Below are 15929 nucleotides of genomic sequence, written 5' to 3'. Positions count from 1 at the left end.
GGGAAAGACATGAGTGCGCAATACAGCCATTACGACGCTCTTGAGAACATGAAGAAAGCCGTCGCGGATGGCCATCATCGTGCGGTGATTGGCGGCATGTGGGATGAGCTGGGCGCGCTTCAGAAACAATTCCTGCTGTCTCAGGGACTGAAACCCGAGCACCGCTTCATTGATATGGGCTGTGGGTCCCTGCGGGCAGGGGTTCCGTTGACCGAGTATCTGGATGCGCAACGCTATTATGGCGTCGATATCAGTCCTGACCTCCTGGTCGCCGGATATGAGCGCGAAATCGTTCCGGCGGGCCTTGAGGCAAAGCTGCCGCGCTCGAATCTCGCGGCGAACGCGGACTTCGATGCGACCGGCTTCGGTGTGAAGTTTGACTATGGCATCGCCCAATCGGTCTTTACGCACATGCCGATCACTCGGCTGACCGATTGTCTGACCGCACTGCGTCCCGTCTTTACAGAGGGGGGGCGGTTCTATGTCACCTATTTCGAGCGGCCTGATGATGCGGATCCTGCTGCGCCCTTGCCCCATGAGCCGGGCGGCGTCGTCACTCATCCCGATCGAGATCCCTATGACACCACCCTGGCGGCGCTCAGCGGTGCGACGCCGTCCGGTTGGCGGCTCAATGTGATGGGGCGCTGGGATCATCCGCGTGACCAGCGCATGGCGCTGTTCATTCGTGAAACCGGCCAGGACTGATCATGCCCACCTATCTGTATCGTGGCCTGAATGCAGACGGCGCCGAGGTGGATGGCCGGCTGACCGCGGCGGATGAAGTGGAGGCCCTGCGCCAGCTCGAAGGGCAGAAAATCGCGCCCTTCAAGCTGAGCGAGGCCGGGCTCGAACCCCGAAAATATGATCGGAAGAAAGCGCGTCCGCAGGACCGTTTCCGCTTCATGCGACAGCTGTCAGTGCTGCTCAAGGCCGGTACGCCGCTGCTGGACGCTTTTGATTCGCTCAGTGCGGACGAACCCTGCCAGGATCTGGCGGAGCAGGCCCTGAAAGTGCGTCAGGACCTGCGTTCGGGCGCTCAGTTGTCCACGGCGATGCGTGAAGGGTTCGCGGACTTGCCTGAGTATGCGCCGCGGCTTGTCGAACTGGGAGAGGCCACGGGGCAGCTGCCCAAGGCGCTCGCCGATATCGCCGCACAGATGGAGCATGATCTCAAGGCTGCAACCGAAATCCGGAACGCGCTGTCCTATCCGGCATTCCTCGCGGTCGTCGGCCTGCTCGCCATCGTCCTGATCTTCCTGTTCGTGGTGCCGCGCTTCGCCAATCTTCTGGGCGATGACCGCAGTGCTCTGCCAGCTCTGTCGCGCTGGGTTATCGAGACCGGCGTCTTCATGAGCGAGAATGTGGTTCAGACAGGCCTGATTGTCGTTGGGGGCGTAGCCATCGTGTTCGCCCTGTCGCGCAACGCCACGGTGCGCAAGAGCGTGTCTGAAATGATGTATCGCATGCCGGTGGTGGGCAGCTTCCTGGCGGCGTCGGAAGTGGCGCGTTGGGCGCGGACCTGCGGTACGGCTCTGTCTGGCGGCGCCCCGCTGGTGGATGCGCTGGTGCTGGCGGAATCGTCGGTGAATTCAGCTCGACGCAAGCAGGGGCTCGAAGAAGCCCGGCGCGCCATTCGTTCGGGTGAGCCGATTGATGCGGCCCTGAAGACTCATGCCGGGTTTGATTCCATGACGATCAATCTGGTGCGAACCGGTCGGTCTTCAGCCAGCCTGGATGAGATGCTGCTCTTCATCGCCGACATCTACGAAGAAGAATCGCGCAATCGCGCCAAGCGTCTCACCTCTATGGCCGAGCCGGCCGCCATCTTGTTCATTGCGGCCGTTGTGGGCACGATCGTGATCAGCCTGGTCATGGCGATGACCAGCATCTACGAGATTGCGATCTAGCCGCCTTGCGGCGTGTCAGGCGCGCCAGCGGTCGAGCGGTTTGCCCGCCAGCCCCATATCCTCGGAAATGGCGTCCAGGCGTTGGGGATTGCGCGCAATCGCGGCCCAAGTGGCCCCGGGGTGGTGCCAGTTGATCAACTTCAGCGTCAGATCGCTCTTGGCGCACTGCTGCTCAAGCCAGGGTTTGGGGTAGGGCACGTTGTGCGGATAGGTCCAGTCGGCTTGCGGCAAGGGCGTATCGTCTTCGCCCAGGATGAAGCTGAACAGGAACAGGCCATCGTCTTTCAGGGCTTCACCGGCGGTCTGGATCAGCTTGGCGGTCTGGTCCGGGCCTGAATGGGTGATGATCGACTGCGCCATGATGAAGTCGAAGCGCGTGTTGAAAACCGTGCAGTCAAAGTTGGCGTCGTTGGAGAACAGGGGCGCTTTCAGCGTGCGCAGCTGCCCTCCGGTTTCGTGGGTGAAACCGTCCTGGATCAGCCAGTCGTGCGGTTCTATCCCGTAATATCCGCCGCGGAGCAGGAAGGGGATCAGCATCCGACCCAGACGCAGCGAGCCGCAGCCGAAATCCAGCACTGTATCGGTTTCTTCCAGGCCGAGCGCTGTGAGCAGGTTCATTTGCAACAAGCCCAGAAGTCCGTACCGGCCGGGCGGCCCGACATAGGCGCGATAATGATCATCGCCTGGCTTGAGGGCGTTGGCGTCTGTTGCGGACAGATGACGGGTCATGGGCGGCTCCTTCAGGTTCAAGAGCTATATCAGCGCCTTGGTCCGTCGGAAACCGATGAAACCGCACTTGAGTCTTTCATTGCTTGTTAGGCGAGTGATATGCTTGCGCCATATGGCGAGGGAGGCCGCCTTCGCTCGATTTAGTCATGCACGAGGTGTGCTCATGATCCGTCACATTCGCCGCTTCAAGCCCCGCACGCGCGAAGGTTTCTCCCTGATGGAAGTCCTGATCGCTGTCGCGATCATTGCGGTGCTGGCGACTTTGGTGGCGCCCAATCTCTTCGGGTATCTGGATCGATCGAAAGTGACGGCGGCGCAGACCCAGATCCGTATGATCGAAACCTCTCTGGACACCATGCGTCTCGATATTGGTCGTTACCCGACACAGGAAGAGGGGCTGGCCTTGTTGCAGACTCCGACCGATTCCGTCTCCGGCATGTGGGCGGGGCCGTATCTGGATGGCGGTCTGCCCGAAGACCCATGGGGACGCCCCTATCAATATCGCGTCGGTAGCGGTTCCCAGCGCGGGCAAGTCTTCTCTTACGGCGCTGATGGCGAAGAAGGCGGCTCCGGCAATGATAGCGATATCGGTCTTTAGGTTGTGATGTCCGGGCCTCGACGCGCCCTCTCGCATTTGCGGCCGGGCTATTCCCTGCTCGAGGTCATGGTGGTGGTGGCGATCCTCGGGATCGCCGTCACGCTCAGCGGTCCGTCTGTGTCCAGCATGATCGCTGGTCAACAGGCCCGACAGGTCGTGCGCGGTCTTGTGACCGAAGTCAGCGCGATACGAGCCGAGGCCTTTATCGAGAGCCGATCTGTTCCATCCGACGCCATTCAGGCGCGCTTGCTGGACAAGACGCCTGAAGGCTGGCGCCTGGAGACCGGCCAAGAGATTATGGTGAGTCCGAGCGGGTATTGCACGCCGGGCCGCATCATCGTGGAGTCCCCGGGGGGACGGCGTTGGAATCTGCAGGTTTCCGAGGGTGCGTGCGCGATAGAACGCGGAGCGCAGTTCTAGAAGCGGACCGGATCGCGGACCTGGACCCAGCCGGTCCGTCGAAACCGGATTTCGTGGCGCGTGTCGCCGCGTTCCAGCGTGGCGTCTATCTCATAGAGGCCTACGCCCCAGATGCTGTTTCCCAGGAACCCGTCGGCAGGTCGTTCGGAGGCCAACTCACGGCTTTGCCAGCTCAACCGCCATTCCCCCAGATCCATTTCACCACTGGGCTGGGCGATGGGGTCTATGGTCTGCAGAACAGCCAAGGCGCTTTCCTGGGCATCCAGGAGCTCTGAGGCGGTCTGAAGGCGCGCGGCCGTGTTCGCCAGCGTCTGCTGGAACGCGTAAAGCGGTATGACCGCAATCGCCAGAAGGGCGATTGCGACCAGTGTCTCCATGATGGAAAAGCCAGGCCGCGTGCGGATCCGTGTCATAAAACCCTGTCTAGAATAATGCCGAGCGCGAAACCAGCCGCCAGTCCGGGGCCAAAGGGCAGACGTGTCTGGTTTCGCGCGCCCATGACAACGCCTGCAGCCAACGTAAAACCGGCGCCGAGCGCGACGCTGAGGGCGGCGAGCTGGGGTGGGCACCACAAGCCGAGTGCGCCCGCCAGCAAGATATCACCAGATCCCAGCCCCATCTCTCCGCGCCGCAACCGCCCGTAAAGACCTGCCAGAAGAAGGATGCCTGCCGCCAATGCTGCAGCGATGACCATATCCAGGCGGGTCAGGCCGGGGGTCAGGATCGGAGCGGCGAACATGGCCGCCACGGCGATGATCAGACTGGTCAGGTCCGATAGCTGGCCGAACCGCAAATCGGTGCTCACCGCGACCGCCAAGGCGGTGGATGCCGCCAGGGCCGCCCCCGTCAGGAGCGGCGTCTGCAGGGTCAGGTGCGACAGGAGGCCGACTGCTAGCCCGAAGCCGGCGCAGACCGCCAAACTGACGCTGTTGAACGTGTCTGACTGCCGGCGTGTTACGGCCTGATCGACCCAGAGCGCCATCAGGCCGCCAAGGACGCCGGCAGCCAGAGCAAGCGCGCTCAGTCCGCTCATGGCCGGTCCCTAGGTGTCGTCAGACTCTGAAGGCGTCTCGTCGACCCCGCCAGCCGCCCTGATCTGGAACGGCTCGTTGGGCGGCAGCAAAGTGCCGTTCGGGCGCGTCTGGTTCTGGAATCCTGTATTCAGAGCGCGCACGAGCGTATCGACGACCTGCTGGCGGTCATTGCGTGTGTCCAGCACGAAGGGCGTGACCAGCACGACCAGCATGGTGCGGGTGGCGTTCAGGGTTTCGCTACGGAACGGCGTACCCAGTATGGGCACGTCCTTGAGCAGCGGAACGCCGTTATTGCCCCGGGTAAAGCGGTTCTCGATCAGGCCGCCCAGCACTGCCGTTTGACCGTCCTGCAAGGACAGCTGGGAGTTCAGCGTACGGGTCGAGATGAGCGGGCTGGTGATGGAGGAGTCGCTATTGGCTTCAGCCGCGCTGGTTTCCTGGGCGATTTCAAGATCAATGCGGTTTCCGCTGTAGACGCGGGGTGTGACGCTCAGAAGGACGCCCGTACTGCGGTACTGGACGGTTTGCAGAACGTCTGTAGAACCGCCGGACTGGGTGTTCGCGGCGCGTTGGGACGTAATGATGGGAACATCCGTGCCGACCTGAACCGTGGCCTCGGTGCCAGAGCGCGCGACAATGCGGGGTGTGGACAGCACATTGATCTGGTTGCTGCCTGAGTTCGCATTGCCGTCCAGCGTGACCTGGCCGGTCTCCACGGTGCCGGAGAAGACCCCGTCACTGGACAGTTCAGCCCTGAAACCGGGAACAGCGTCTGAATCAAACAGGATGTCGAGGCCATATGAGGAGTCGTCGGTCAGCGTGACCTCGGCGATGGTCACTTCGATCATTACTTCAGGGACAGGCGTATCCAGTTGACGCGCCAGGTTCACGAACTGATCGTACTCCGCCTGTGTGCCAAAGAAGATGACGCGATTACCTTGCTCGTCGACGGTGATGTTCTCGTACGAACGCGTAACAGAGCCTCCTGAAGACTCCTCGCTTTCACTGTCAGTGCTGGAGGCATTGCGTTGACCTCCACCTCCTGTGCTGGGCGAAACTCCCATCACGCCAGCCACGATCTCAGCCAGGGCCGACGCTTCGGTGTTCTGGGCCTGATAGACATGTGCGCTACGCACTTCGGCGTTGTAGGCTTCCCTGTCCAAGCGCACCGCCAGAGCCAGCGCATGATCAGCCAGATTCCGTGACGACGAAAAGATCATGATCTGGTTGGTGAAATTCAGAGGCAACAGAGTCAGGGACCGAGGCGTGTTCACACCAACCCCGACACTATAGCCTTCCAGGGTCAGGATGTTGCCCATGGCTGTGGCCAATTCCGGCGCCTCCCAATTGCGCAGGCTGACCGTGACAACCTGGGTGCCGGCGAAGCGCAACTCATCCATTTGCTGAATGATGGACATGGCGGCGTTCACGTCTTCAGCCAGCCCGCTGAGCGTGACGGTATTCAGGCTGCGATTGGAATTGATGGTCAGAACATCGCGATCGGGGAAAGCCTGTTCCAGGATCTGCTGCATGTCCGCAGAATCGATGGCCTGCAACTCGACGAACTGGACAACCGGACGCAGATCGGAAGGTACATTGCTGTGGGCCCGAGCCCGGATGAAGCGCGGCATCTGAGCGCGCAGTTCCGCCAGCTCGATGATCCGGTACAGCCCCTGATTATACGTGACGCCCAGCCCGTAATCCTGCAGGGCCTGCTCCACGAGAGTCAGGAATGTGTCAGCGGGCATGTCATTGACGCTTCTCAGCGAAATGACTTCCGTCCTGTCCGCCACATTCGGGCCCATGCTGAAGGGCTGTTCCAGAACATCGCCGAAGACGGTGTTGATGAAGGTCGGCAGAGGCTGAGGCGGCAGCGTGACATTGATCCGCGTGTCAGGCAGCGCGGCGCGTTGTTGATCCGCGCTGGACTCGCCAGATCGTGAATTGCGCAGGGTCGGGACGGTATTGCGGACGACTGTCGGCCCCTCCTGAACCTGAGCGGTCATGACATCCGTGTTCTCGCCTTCCGCTGAAGACGTCGTCTCGTTCTGGGTGATGACAGTATCCGGCAAGGAGAGCCATTGCGGACGATTCGACCCGGTTTGCGTCGCGCAGCTCACAGTGAACAGCGCCGTGGCGCAGGCCAGTGAAATACGAAGAGCGTTCATTGTGTGTCAGGCTCCGCCTTGAAAACTTCTATGCGGCGAGTTTGCTCACCCTTGATGAGAAGGACCGTCGTTGAATCAATGTTCTGGATGACCCAGCCGTCTGAAAGCTGGTCGCCGACTTCGCGCATCTGCGCCCCCTCTCTGACACCATAGAGAATGATGCGCCATGCGTCTTCCCGTTTCACCAACGCGGAGAGGGAGGGGTCCCGCAAGGACTGTTCCAGCTCTTCAACCGTTTGCGGGCCGCCAGCGGCTGTGGCGGCTGTTGCGTCTTCACGTAACTCGACATCTGGGAACAGATTTGAGTCAAAGACCGCCTGGACGTAACGGTCGATATCGGTGGAGGCCGTCAATTGCGGAATCGCGAGGCCGGCTCTGCGACCGGTCGGCGGCGTGTCATTCTGCGAGACGCTGGTGAGCCAGCCGCTGAAAAGCGCGACCAGGCAGGCGATTGCGGCAAGCCAGAAGCGAAAACGTGCGGTCATGACGCTGGCCCTGCCTCGGCTATACGCGCGGGAGCGACCAGACGGACATCGAGTGCGCCATTGGGGCGCCGCCAGTTGAAGCGCGATATCATGATCTGGTGCTCAGCCCGGCCCAGTTCCTGGAAGAAGGCCAGGAACTGGCCATCAGAATCGCGTGCTGTCAGAGAAATTTCGAACAGGCTGGCTTGCTCGCCCAAGGCGTCCGGCGTGCCGGTCACATTGACCCGCACACGCGACAGGCCTGCATTGCGAGCCGCGCGCTCAACAGCCCCTTGTAGCTGGGCGGCGACAATACCGTTGGTCGAGCCGCTCCAGAAGCTGTCCTGTGTCTGTGACAGGCGCGCCTGAATGTCGCCGGCCTGATCCAGCCACCCCTGGTCGTTCACCAGACTTTGCTCCAGCCGGCGGGCGCGTTCGAGTTCCTCGACATTTTGATGCAAATTGCTCACCGAGGCGCTCAGCTCTCCCAGGGCCCAGATGGAGACAATAAGGATCAGCGCGGCCAGGCCGACCATGGCCCGGGGCGTCGCCTGGCTTTTCAGCTCGGCTCGCAGTTTGGACAAGGCGGCTGAACTCATTGCCCGTCCTCCAGCTGAGCGGTGAGAATCCATTCTCCGGCTCCGCGACCGGGCTCCAGGCTGGCGCTGTTCATCAACGGATTGTTCTCCATCGCTCGCACGAGCGACTCCGGCGCGAAATCATTGCTGGCGTGCAGGACGAGTGTGAGGCCGGTTTCGGTTTGCTCGAACGCATCCAGACGAATGGAAAAACGTGCAAGTTCTTCACTGACGCTGGCGAGCAGAGCGGCGGGATGGCGCTGGTTCAAGGCTTGCGCGTAAGCAGCCAGCTCATTGCTCGCTTGCTGAGCATTCTGCCGCGCTGCGCTGATTTCGGCTGTTTGTTCAGACAGCTCCGCCAGCTCAGCAGAAACCGCCGCTTCGGTTCGGCTCAACTGCGCCCATTGACCAATCAGGAAGAGGCCGGGGACAGCCAGCGTGATCATGGCCAATGCTGCAAGATCGCGCGCCTTTATGGCGCGAATCCGGTCGACGAGCGCCGTATAGGGTTGGGCGTGGACCGGACTGGACCTCAGTGTGGGGACAATCGGCTCAGGGACGTCCTGTCCGAATTCGGTTTCCCGGGATACGCGCAAAAAGCCGAACCAGTCAGAGGGCGCAGGGCTTTGCGGCCACCAACGACTGGCGGTCATCTGACCCTCGCGCCAGACCTGCCCCTCAACGCCGTCCAGTGTTGCAACCAGACGGACGCCGCGCTCCATGGGCGGGTGCAGCACGGTTTCAGGCAGGATCTCACCTTCAAAATCGGCAAGATCGTCCGAAAGCGACTTGGGCCAGCTCCAGATTCCTATCCGGTCCGCTCCCCAGTCGAAATAGAAGTCCGGGTCGTTGATGGGCGTTCGGGCCTTGGCGCTCAGCTTGGCGGCCTCGTACCGATGCAGGCTCTGGCTTCCGGGGGGAAGCGGCATGGTTTCAAAATGACAGAGGGCGCGGCTGACAATCAGACGCTCGCCCAGCACCAGGCGCTGGAGGGGCGTGCCGCTGCGGTGTACGCCGTCTTTAGCGCTCAGCCGGGATAGAGGGCGATTGGGGAAGCGGCGCGACATCTTCAATACTCTCGATACGCAAGATATTTTGCGAATACTCACCCCCAATAGCGTACTTGCTGTGAACAACAAAGGGCGAGATGAGGCTGTTTGGGGTGAGCTCGATGACGGTGCGCTGGGCTGTGGCGCCGTCTGATGTGTGGGTCACAAGCGTCAGGAATGGACCCGGATTGGTGATCGTGCTGAGCGGGTCTCTCAGCTGATCAAGTCGGCCTTGGCCGATCTGCCCGAAATTGGAATATTGTCCTTGTGCATAGAGGCGGAAGGTTTCCAGAACGGTTTCACGGTCTTCGTCCGCGAGCATCAGGTCGATCATCGCTTCTGAAGTCAGCATTGGACTGAGCCGGTCCGATGTGCGCGCCCGAAGGGTCAACAGCATGCGGCCCGCATCTTCGCAGACCTGGGTTTCACCCCAGTATTGCACGGCGCATAACTCGACCACATCGCGAAGGGGTTCGTTGCGGGGCAAGCCTTCGGTTTCATAATCCTGAGCCTCGGCGCCTGCCAGCGTTCGCAGGTCATCCTCATCCTGGTAGTCGCGCAAGGCGGCGATCAGGCGTTCGTGTTGCGGCTCTGGAACACCATAAAGCGTCAAGATGTCAGTAATATGGGCAGGATCATTGCTCGAGGCGTTCAGGAAGCTCTGATCATCGTATAGCCGGACCACGATGCCGGACCCGCTGAAGCGGTAAGCCTGACCGTTGGCGCGTATCATCGCGCCGCCTTGGGTGCTGTTTGAGCCGCCCAGAATCAGGGAGGTTGTGTCCGAGACCTGTCCCATGGCGACGCCGCTCCGGCCCATGGGCTCGGTGAGCAAATTGTAGATCAGCGTTTGCTCCGCAGAGATCATGTCTGTGCGGTGCCGCATCTGATCTGATAGTCGTGTGACTGTTTGCGTGGAGCTTCTGACCTGCTCGGCCGCCATGGCCGCCACCAGAGCGATGACAATGATCGCCGCCAGGGTAAGCGGCAGTGCATAGCCGTCTCGCTGCGTCATTGCGGCAAACTCCCCAGCAGATCCTGCACCCGAGGGCGGGGCGGGGCGGTAATGCTCATTTCAAAGATCATGATGCGCCGGGTTCCATTCGCCATCTCGATTTCGGCCCTGACGGCCAAGGGGAGCGGCTGGAAATAGCTTTGCGTGCGGATGGTGCGAAGGGTATTCTGTTGCGGCCAGCTCGACACCCATTCGCGGTCCCGGGATGCGTCCCTACGCTGGGTGAACCCAACTCGGCTCTCTGTCTGCTCGACCAGATATGAAAACCGCCCCTGGCCCCCCGGCCAGTGCTGCACGGTGAAGCTCCGGTCATTCTCGACATAAACCAGACTCGTTCCGGACGGGGTGTTCTCCAGCCGCAGCGCATACGCGCCGATGCCGCTGCGCTGTGGCGTGATCGGATAACTGGTCAGGGCCTGAAATCCCTGCTCGTCACCGTCAAACGTATCTGCACTGGTGTTGTAATCGGCTCGGCTGGCCTGAACAGCCCGGCGGACGCTGGCCAGGGTAATGTAGTCCTGGGACGCTTGGCGTGCGGCTTGTTCGATCCGGACGCCGTTGGCGGCCGACGCGCGCACGGTTTCCAGCACTGTGGCTGCCAGGATTGCTGTTACAGCCAGCATGATCAGCACTTCAATGAGCGTGTATCCAGCCGACCGTGTCATCGCGTTGCCATTCTCCTGCCCCCTGGGACGAGGATTAGCATGGCTCATAAAGCGATTGAACAACACAACCCGGTCGCCATCAGCTGCGGCTGACAATGCGGCGTCCGGCCCTGTCGAGCTTGGCGCCGCGGCGACTGACCAGAAGGGGCGACCAGATCATGGCTCGGATCAGGGCGCGCAGAGAGCCGGTGCGATGACGCGCGAGGGCCTTGCGCTGCTTCATGACTGCGCCAAGCCCGGCCCAGGCGGCGCTGTATGCGCGTCTGAGATAGGCGCGGCGTTCGCGATTGGCGCGCAGGTAAAGGTACAGATTGATCGCCAGATGAATGGGCGTCAGAACCGGCAAAAGCACGGTTGGCGTGTTCTTGAAAAAGACCCAGATCCGGTTGCGGTGGCCGTGAAACAGGGTGAATTCAGACGCGCGCCCTGTCGTCCCTGAGCCGGCGTGATAGACGACGGCGTCCTTGATCTGGATGCAGACCTGCCCGCTCAGACGCACGCGATAGCCGTAATCGACATCTTCGCAATAACAGAAGAACCGCTCGTCAAAGCCGCCCAGCTCCACAAAGCGCGCCCGGTCATAGAAGGCCGCAGCGCCGCAGGGGGCGAAGGTTTCGCCTTCTGGCGGATTGTCGCGTGCGGGGCGTCCTTCCAGGGCGCGCCAGGCCACGCCTCCGGCGAACCAGGAATCGCCAGCGCCATCCAGAATGTCCGGTTCGTCGAGCCTGAGCTGGGTGGAGCCGAAGGCGGGGCAATCCGGCCAGCGGCTTGCGCCCGCCATGAGGTGCTCAAGCCAGTCCGGCGCCACGCGCGTGTCGGGATTGAGCAAGGCGATGAAAGGCGCGGAGGACGCACGGGCCGCCCGATTATTGGCTCCGGCAAAGCCAAGATTGGCGCCAGGTCGGTCAATTCGGAACCGTTTGTCGGGAAGCGACAATGCATCCACAGCGCCGTCCGTGGAGGCGTTGTCGATCACGACCGCTTCGAAATCGGTGAAGCTTTGGGCCGCCAGCGCATCGATGCAGGGTTGAAGGAAATCGCCACTGTTGTACGCGACAATGATCACCGTGATCGAGACGGAATCTGTTGTCGTGTCGCGCTCGGACTGCGGCATCGCCTATTCGCCAACCAGAGGACGATTCTGCGCGAGCATTTCGAACAGGGCGCGCAGTTCCGCTTCAGCCGTTTCATCGCCGCCCGGCAGGTCTGTCGGCGCTTCCATGATCGTTTGGTAGAGGGCCTCTGCTTCAGCAAAGCCTTTCAGCTTGTCCGCCATGGAGTCACGCAGATCCTCCCCATGAGTGCCTGAGGAGTTCAGGCGTTGGTTCAAAGGATTCAGGCAGTGCTCGCTCGGGCTTTCGCCCAGAAAAGCGCAAATGTCGTCCAGGAGCGCCTTGGGCTCGCGTTCAAGTCGGCTGAAATCCACCCGGTAGACACGCTTGGAGCCTAACGCCTGTTCGGTCCACCAACTCGCACGGGCGTGCCGTAACCAGGTGTCCAGCCCCTGGGCCCGTTGTACCGGCGAAGCGCCGACCTGGTCGAACTTTTCCAGAGAGGCGATCACCTTGTGTGGCGCACGAATGTGATGAAGGAATTTCGCGCCCGGAAACATTTGCGCCAGCGCCCAGGTGTAGAAGGTGTTGAGCGGCGTGCCGTCGACCCAGCACTGCTTGGGATCGTCGACCGAGCGCTTGAGGTGCAGCCAGTCATCGCGCTTTAGCCAGTTCGCCGGGGGATGACGATCCGCGCCATAGGTCTGTTCCAGACGCATGTCATAGGCGTCATGAACAATCTGATTGATGGCCAGACCGTTGCGTTCAAGAAACCGGTCGAGCGGGTAGTCCACATTTGACAGATGCGAGAACTTGCCACGGTCCGATCCGGACAGGTAAGCCTGATACGCGCCGACGCAGGCGCCGGCGATCCAGACGGTCTCGGGCATGGGCTGGATGTTGGGGTGCTGTCCAAGGGCCCATGTCATGACCGATGTCCCTGACCGAGGGGCGCCGATAATGAAGATGGGGGCGGGGGCAGGTGAAGTGGTCATGAGGGGTTGTGCATTCTGGGAAGTTAGCGTGTAGACAGCGGTTACGCTGTTTACCAGTTCTCGTGTCCGGGACAATCCCTGCACCTGTGAGGTCCGCCGTTCTATGAGTTTAACCGAACCGGTTGTTGCGACGCCTGTGACGGCGAAGAAAAGCAAACCCTCCGTGCTCGAGCTCTCGCGCTCTATAAGCCTCTGGCGCTTCTGGAGTGCGTTGGCCTGGCAGGACTGGCGACGCCGTTATCGGCGCTCAATGCTGGGCGCTGCGTGGGTGCTGGTCTCCTTCGCCATGTTCGTGGGCGTGAAGATTCTCATCTTCGGGGCCATGACGCAGAATGAAATCGGCTTTTTTGCGCTCTGGCTCTCCATCGGCTTTCTGATCTGGACCTATATTTCCTCCAACGTGGTTGAGGGCGGCAACGTCTTCATCAGCTCGGCGAGGTGGATCAAGGGCGCGGACCTGCCCTATCTGATCTATGTGTTCCAGAGCGTGGCGCGCAGCATCATCCAGTTTTTGCTGGCGCTTGGGGTCATCGTGGCCCTGCTGGTCTTCTTTCCGCCTCCCAACGCGTTGATAGCGCTGACAGCTGTGCCCGCCATGCTGGTGCTTGTGCTCAACGCGATCTGGTCGCAGACCTTTCTGGGCGTGATTTGCGCTCGGCACCGTGATCTGGTCCATTTGTCTCAAACGATTGTGAGATTGCTGTTTTTCCTGACGCCCATCCTATGGGTGCCGAGCGATTTCGGGACATTCGGCGAATTCGCGGTCTACAATCCGTTCACCCATTACATCGCCATCATCCGCGACCCGCTGGTGCTGGGGACAATCCCCTGGTTCAGCTGGGGCATTGTCTGCGCCTTGACGGTGCTGGGCTCGGTTGCGGCCTATCTGGTGTTCGCCATCAATCGCCGCCGCATCGTGTTCTGGGTCTAGGGGGCGAGCATGACCTCAATCACTGTAAAGGACCTGACCGTCGCCTATCCCCTGATCGGGGTGAGAGCGGGCGATCGTGAGATGGTCGCGCTTTCCGATATCAGTTTTTCACTGGATGAGGGTGACCGCCTGGGCCTTGTCGGCGCGAACGGCGCCGGCAAGACGACGCTGCTTCGCACCCTGGCGGGGCTCATCTACCCGCGCTCCGGCGACCTGGTGATCGAAGGCCGTGTGCAGTCGATGATGGAAATGGGTCTGGGCGTGAACGGTGATGCGACCGGTCGGGAGAATGTCCGCTTGCGACTGCTGGCCGAAGGGCTCAACTGGCGCGATGCGGAAGCCGCCGCCGGCCCCATCGAAGCCTATTCGGAATTGGGTGAATACCTGGATCTGCCCGTGGAAACCTATTCGCGCGGCATGCAGCTGCGTTTGAGCTTTTCGATCATTACCTCTATCGGCGCCGACATCCTTGTGATGGATGAATGGGTGGGCGCTGGCGATGCGGCCTTCAAGGACAAGGCCGCCAAGCGCATGGACGAGATGGTGGAGAACGCGGGCATCGTCGTGCTGGCCTCGCACAACAACAATCTGCTCAAGCGCACTTGCAATAAGGGCCTCTGGCTTGAGCAGGGGCGCGCCCAGGCCTTCGGGCCTATCGAGGAGATTATCGATCAGTACGCCGCTTCGCTGAAATCGTCGAGCTGAGGCTAGGCCGGGTCGCGGAAGATCGCGCCCGCCTTTTGCTGATCAGACCAGTGTTGGCCATCTTTCTTGTGCGCGAGATCCTGATGGAAGCGCACATAGATATTTGCGATCTCGGAATGGTCGAGCTGGCGTGTTTGGGGTGGGGGCGGCGTCTCCTTGGGGAAGCGCTCGTTCCAGACGCCGGGACCTGTCACCAGAAACAGATTGTCGCTCACCCGATCTTTCACGTTGTCGATAATCGTCTCGAGCAGGGCGGCGAGGTGGGCATTGCCGGGTTTGGCGGCGAACAGGCCATTGTTCACGCCGCCATGCCAGCGTCTGTAATAGACCAGCCCGTCCGAGCGATGGATCAGCCCGGACGGATCTTTCAGGGCCTCGATGCTGCAATCGGCATACCAGCCGCCCATTTTCAGAACAGCGCAGATCCGGAAGATATCGCTGCGCATGGCCGGGATCATGCACGCATCAAATGCGTCCACAACGGCCGCCGGGTAATGCTCGGCCAGGAAAGCGCGAGCGGTTTCATCGTTGAACAGATGGTGCGTGTAGCGGGGCAGGTCCCGCCAGCTTTGAACGAGCGGTCCAAGATCGTCCGGCAGATCGGGTTTGTCCCAGAACTGGCAAATGGTCTTGGGGATGCCGGAGAAAAGCCCGATCATGATTCCGGATGCGCCTCGAACGCCAGAACAGCTTCCCGATCAATGTCGTAGCGACGATAAAAGGCTTCGATCACTTCGGTCATGCTGTAAAGCGCATGGCCGGGCTGGCGTGTGGGGCGGGGCTGGCTCCAGTCCAGCGGGGTGCCTTTATAGGTCACCGGGTCAAAATCTTCCGGGAAGCCCATTTCCAGACGCGCTTGCGGATTGATCGGCGCCATGATCATGCCCAGTGGTTCAGGCAGCATGCCGGGGCTCGGCCTGCGGCTCACATCACGTCCCATGGCGTGAGCGCAACGGGCCGCGAGTTCCGTCAGCAGATCCAGGCTGGGATGGTTGAAGGTGTGAAACTGCTTGGCGATCGGCAGGCGGCGTTCCACGAAATCGGCGATCTTGATGTTGGTGTCTTCATCACGCCGATGAAGCTCGTCCATGGAGGCTTTTGCGGCCCCTGAATAATGGGTCGCGTTGTAGTCGGGATCGCGCAGTCGCGCGAGCGCATCCTCAACGCTGAGACCATCCTGGTAGGCGGTGATGACCGGGCGCAAATGATAATCGCCCAAGGGGCCGTTCATGGGCGTGCGATCATCACCCCGCATATAGGTCAGTTCAGGATTGTAGCCGGAAAAGTACAGGTTCACCCACGACAGGACCTTGTCGCCGAACCGCTCCCGAAGCGCATTGGTGCGCACGTATTCGCAAGGGTAATTGTCGGCGACTTTCTGAGCGAGGATGATGTCGGCGGCCTTGAAGGCGGCCAGGTCCTCAGCGCTCGCATCATCTCGGGCCTTGTGCACGATCGTGATGTGCGAGATTTCCACCCCGTCGCACATCGTGGTGATCAGCTGTCCCAGCGGCGTGCCCTGGCAGTTCGCGCTGATGGCGATTTTCAACGGCTTCCCCCCGGGCATCAGCCCCAGTCTGCGAGCAGCTCTGACGAGGCGTTCAGGCTTTAACGCCGAC

General features: G+C 61.2%; 19 protein-coding genes. 6 read left to right on the top strand and 13 right to left on the bottom strand.

Annotation, left to right across the window (positions count from 1 at the left end; all coding sequences use genetic code 11):
* Nucleotides 1-9 precede the first annotated feature (9 nt).
* Nucleotides 10-705, top strand: coding sequence for a class I SAM-dependent methyltransferase (locus tag RBA95_RS13380; protein ID WP_306017376.1), 696 nt, complete (start codon nt 10-12; stop codon nt 703-705).
* 2 nt (nt 706-707) lie between these two features.
* A complete protein-coding gene (locus tag RBA95_RS13375) occupies nt 708-1907 on the top strand; it encodes a type II secretion system F family protein (protein ID WP_306017375.1) in 1200 nt (399 codons plus the stop codon).
* A 15-nt stretch (nt 1908-1922) separates the two neighbouring features.
* Here RBA95_RS13375 and RBA95_RS13370 read toward each other — a convergent pair whose 3' ends face one another.
* Nucleotides 1923-2636, bottom strand: a complete 714-nt coding sequence (locus tag RBA95_RS13370) for a methyltransferase domain-containing protein (RefSeq protein WP_306017374.1) — start codon at nt 2634-2636, stop codon at nt 1923-1925.
* A 163-nt stretch (nt 2637-2799) separates the two neighbouring features.
* On the opposite strand from RBA95_RS13370, the gene gspG reads away from it, so the two are divergent.
* Together gspG and RBA95_RS13360 are read left to right on the top strand one after the other, a co-directional pair.
* Entirely contained in the window at nt 2800-3234 is a 435-nt protein-coding gene (gspG, locus tag RBA95_RS13365) for a type II secretion system major pseudopilin GspG (RefSeq protein ID WP_306017373.1), read from the top strand.
* Between the two features lie 6 nt (nt 3235-3240).
* On the top strand, nt 3241-3654 hold the full coding sequence (locus tag RBA95_RS13360) for a Tfp pilus assembly protein FimT/FimU (RefSeq protein WP_306017372.1): 414 nt from the start codon (nt 3241-3243) through the stop codon (nt 3652-3654).
* Here RBA95_RS13360 and RBA95_RS13355 read toward each other — a convergent pair.
* The 10 genes from RBA95_RS13355 to RBA95_RS13310 all read right to left on the bottom strand — a co-directional run bounded on the left by RBA95_RS13355 (nt 3651) and on the right by RBA95_RS13310 (nt 12674).
* Nucleotides 3651-4031 (bottom strand): hypothetical protein, encoded by a 381-nt coding sequence (locus tag RBA95_RS13355; protein WP_306017371.1) that lies wholly within the window; start codon nt 4029-4031, stop codon nt 3651-3653. The genes RBA95_RS13360 and RBA95_RS13355 overlap by 4 nt on opposite strands.
* 32 nt (nt 4032-4063) lie before the next feature.
* Entirely contained in the window at nt 4064-4687 is a 624-nt protein-coding gene (locus tag RBA95_RS13350) for a prepilin peptidase (RefSeq protein ID WP_306017370.1), read from the bottom strand.
* A 9-nt stretch (nt 4688-4696) separates the two neighbouring features.
* Nucleotides 4697-6856, bottom strand: coding sequence for a secretin N-terminal domain-containing protein (locus RBA95_RS13345; protein WP_306017369.1), 2160 nt, complete (start codon nt 6854-6856; stop codon nt 4697-4699).
* On the bottom strand, nt 6853-7341 hold the full coding sequence (locus tag RBA95_RS13340; RefSeq protein ID WP_306017368.1) for a hypothetical protein: 489 nt from the start codon (nt 7339-7341) through the stop codon (nt 6853-6855). Before RBA95_RS13340 ends, RBA95_RS13345 begins: the two co-directional genes overlap by 4 nt.
* On the bottom strand, nt 7338-7919 hold the full coding sequence (locus RBA95_RS13335) for a hypothetical protein (protein WP_306017366.1): 582 nt from the start codon (nt 7917-7919) through the stop codon (nt 7338-7340). The genes RBA95_RS13340 and RBA95_RS13335 overlap by 4 nt, the downstream gene beginning before the upstream one ends.
* Nucleotides 7916-8965: a hypothetical protein gene (locus RBA95_RS13330; RefSeq protein WP_306017365.1), complete on the bottom strand. Its 1050-nt coding sequence runs from the start codon at nt 8963-8965 to the stop codon at nt 7916-7918. Before RBA95_RS13330 ends, RBA95_RS13335 begins: the two co-directional genes overlap by 4 nt.
* The gene (locus RBA95_RS13325) at nt 8919-9962 is read right to left on the bottom strand and encodes a type II secretion system protein GspK (protein WP_306017364.1); all 1044 of its coding nucleotides are present in this window, start codon (nt 9960-9962) and stop codon (nt 8919-8921) included. The genes RBA95_RS13330 and RBA95_RS13325 overlap by 47 nt, the downstream gene beginning before the upstream one ends.
* The gene (locus tag RBA95_RS13320; protein ID WP_306017363.1) at nt 9959-10627 is read right to left on the bottom strand and encodes a type II secretion system protein; all 669 of its coding nucleotides are present in this window, start codon (nt 10625-10627) and stop codon (nt 9959-9961) included. The genes RBA95_RS13325 and RBA95_RS13320 overlap by 4 nt, the downstream gene beginning before the upstream one ends.
* Before the next feature lie 79 nt (nt 10628-10706).
* Nucleotides 10707-11741 carry a glycosyltransferase family 2 protein gene (locus tag RBA95_RS13315; protein ID WP_306017362.1) on the bottom strand — a complete coding sequence of 345 codons (1035 nt, stop codon included), beginning with the start codon at nt 11739-11741 and terminating at the stop codon, nt 10707-10709.
* Between the two features lie 3 nt (nt 11742-11744).
* Nucleotides 11745-12674 carry a sulfotransferase gene (locus RBA95_RS13310; RefSeq protein WP_306017361.1) on the bottom strand — a complete coding sequence of 310 codons (930 nt, stop codon included), beginning with the start codon at nt 12672-12674 and terminating at the stop codon, nt 11745-11747.
* 103 nt (nt 12675-12777) lie between these two features.
* Here RBA95_RS13310 and RBA95_RS13305 point away from each other — a divergent pair, with 103 nt between their 5' ends.
* Complete coding sequence (locus tag RBA95_RS13305) at nt 12778-13605, top strand: ABC transporter permease (protein WP_306017360.1); 828 nt, start codon at nt 12778-12780, stop codon at nt 13603-13605.
* 9 nt (nt 13606-13614) lie between these two features.
* Nucleotides 13615-14310 (top strand): ABC transporter ATP-binding protein, encoded by a 696-nt coding sequence (locus RBA95_RS13300; RefSeq protein WP_306017359.1) that lies wholly within the window; start codon nt 13615-13617, stop codon nt 14308-14310.
* A gap of 2 nt (nt 14311-14312) precedes the next feature.
* Here RBA95_RS13300 and RBA95_RS13295 read toward each other — a convergent pair whose 3' ends face one another.
* The gene (locus RBA95_RS13295; protein ID WP_306017358.1) at nt 14313-14969 is read right to left on the bottom strand and encodes a glycosyltransferase family 32 protein; all 657 of its coding nucleotides are present in this window, start codon (nt 14967-14969) and stop codon (nt 14313-14315) included.
* Nucleotides 14966-15859, bottom strand: coding sequence for a WcbI family polysaccharide biosynthesis putative acetyltransferase (locus RBA95_RS13290; protein WP_306017356.1), 894 nt, complete (start codon nt 15857-15859; stop codon nt 14966-14968). The genes RBA95_RS13295 and RBA95_RS13290 overlap by 4 nt, the downstream gene beginning before the upstream one ends.
* Nucleotides 15860-15929 lie beyond the last annotated feature (70 nt).

The organism is Oceanicaulis sp. MMSF_3324 (assembly GCF_030733545.1).
Lineage (GTDB): Bacteria > Pseudomonadota > Alphaproteobacteria > Caulobacterales > Maricaulaceae > Oceanicaulis.
Note: the sequence above shows the minus strand (reverse complement) of the source record. Positions and strands in the feature narration are given on the sequence as shown.

Bases quoted from the DNA above. Each gene is read 5' to 3' on its own strand.
- RBA95_RS13345 (WP_306017369.1), bottom strand. From the start codon at position 6,856: ATGAACGCTCTTCGTATTTCACTGGCCTGCGCCACGGCGCTGTTCACT.
- RBA95_RS13380 (WP_306017376.1), top strand. From the start codon at position 10: ATGAGTGCGCAATACAGCCATTACGACGCTCTTGAGAACATGAAGAAA.
- RBA95_RS13310 (WP_306017361.1), bottom strand. From the start codon at position 12,674: ATGACCACTTCACCTGCCCCCGCCCCCATCTTCATTATCGGCGCCCCT.
- RBA95_RS13330 (WP_306017365.1), bottom strand. From the start codon at position 8,965: ATGTCGCGCCGCTTCCCCAATCGCCCTCTATCCCGGCTGAGCGCTAAA.
- RBA95_RS13295 (WP_306017358.1), bottom strand. From the start codon at position 14,969: ATGATCGGGCTTTTCTCCGGCATCCCCAAGACCATTTGCCAGTTCTGG.
- RBA95_RS13305 (WP_306017360.1), top strand. From the start codon at position 12,778: ATGAGTTTAACCGAACCGGTTGTTGCGACGCCTGTGACGGCGAAGAAA.
- gspG (WP_306017373.1), top strand. From the start codon at position 2,800: ATGATCCGTCACATTCGCCGCTTCAAGCCCCGCACGCGCGAAGGTTTC.
- RBA95_RS13335 (WP_306017366.1), bottom strand. From the start codon at position 7,919: ATGAGTTCAGCCGCCTTGTCCAAACTGCGAGCCGAGCTGAAAAGCCAG.
- RBA95_RS13315 (WP_306017362.1), bottom strand. From the start codon at position 11,741: ATGCCGCAGTCCGAGCGCGACACGACAACAGATTCCGTCTCGATCACG.
- RBA95_RS13360 (WP_306017372.1), top strand. From the start codon at position 3,241: ATGTCCGGGCCTCGACGCGCCCTCTCGCATTTGCGGCCGGGCTATTCC.
- RBA95_RS13375 (WP_306017375.1), top strand. From the start codon at position 708: ATGCCCACCTATCTGTATCGTGGCCTGAATGCAGACGGCGCCGAGGTG.
- RBA95_RS13325 (WP_306017364.1), bottom strand. From the start codon at position 9,962: ATGACGCAGCGAGACGGCTATGCACTGCCGCTTACCCTGGCGGCGATC.
- RBA95_RS13320 (WP_306017363.1), bottom strand. From the start codon at position 10,627: ATGACACGGTCGGCTGGATACACGCTCATTGAAGTGCTGATCATGCTG.
- RBA95_RS13355 (WP_306017371.1), bottom strand. From the start codon at position 4,031: ATGGAGACACTGGTCGCAATCGCCCTTCTGGCGATTGCGGTCATACCG.
- RBA95_RS13300 (WP_306017359.1), top strand. From the start codon at position 13,615: ATGACCTCAATCACTGTAAAGGACCTGACCGTCGCCTATCCCCTGATC.
- RBA95_RS13370 (WP_306017374.1), bottom strand. From the start codon at position 2,636: ATGACCCGTCATCTGTCCGCAACAGACGCCAACGCCCTCAAGCCAGGC.
- RBA95_RS13350 (WP_306017370.1), bottom strand. From the start codon at position 4,687: ATGAGCGGACTGAGCGCGCTTGCTCTGGCTGCCGGCGTCCTTGGCGGC.
- RBA95_RS13340 (WP_306017368.1), bottom strand. From the start codon at position 7,341: ATGACCGCACGTTTTCGCTTCTGGCTTGCCGCAATCGCCTGCCTGGTC.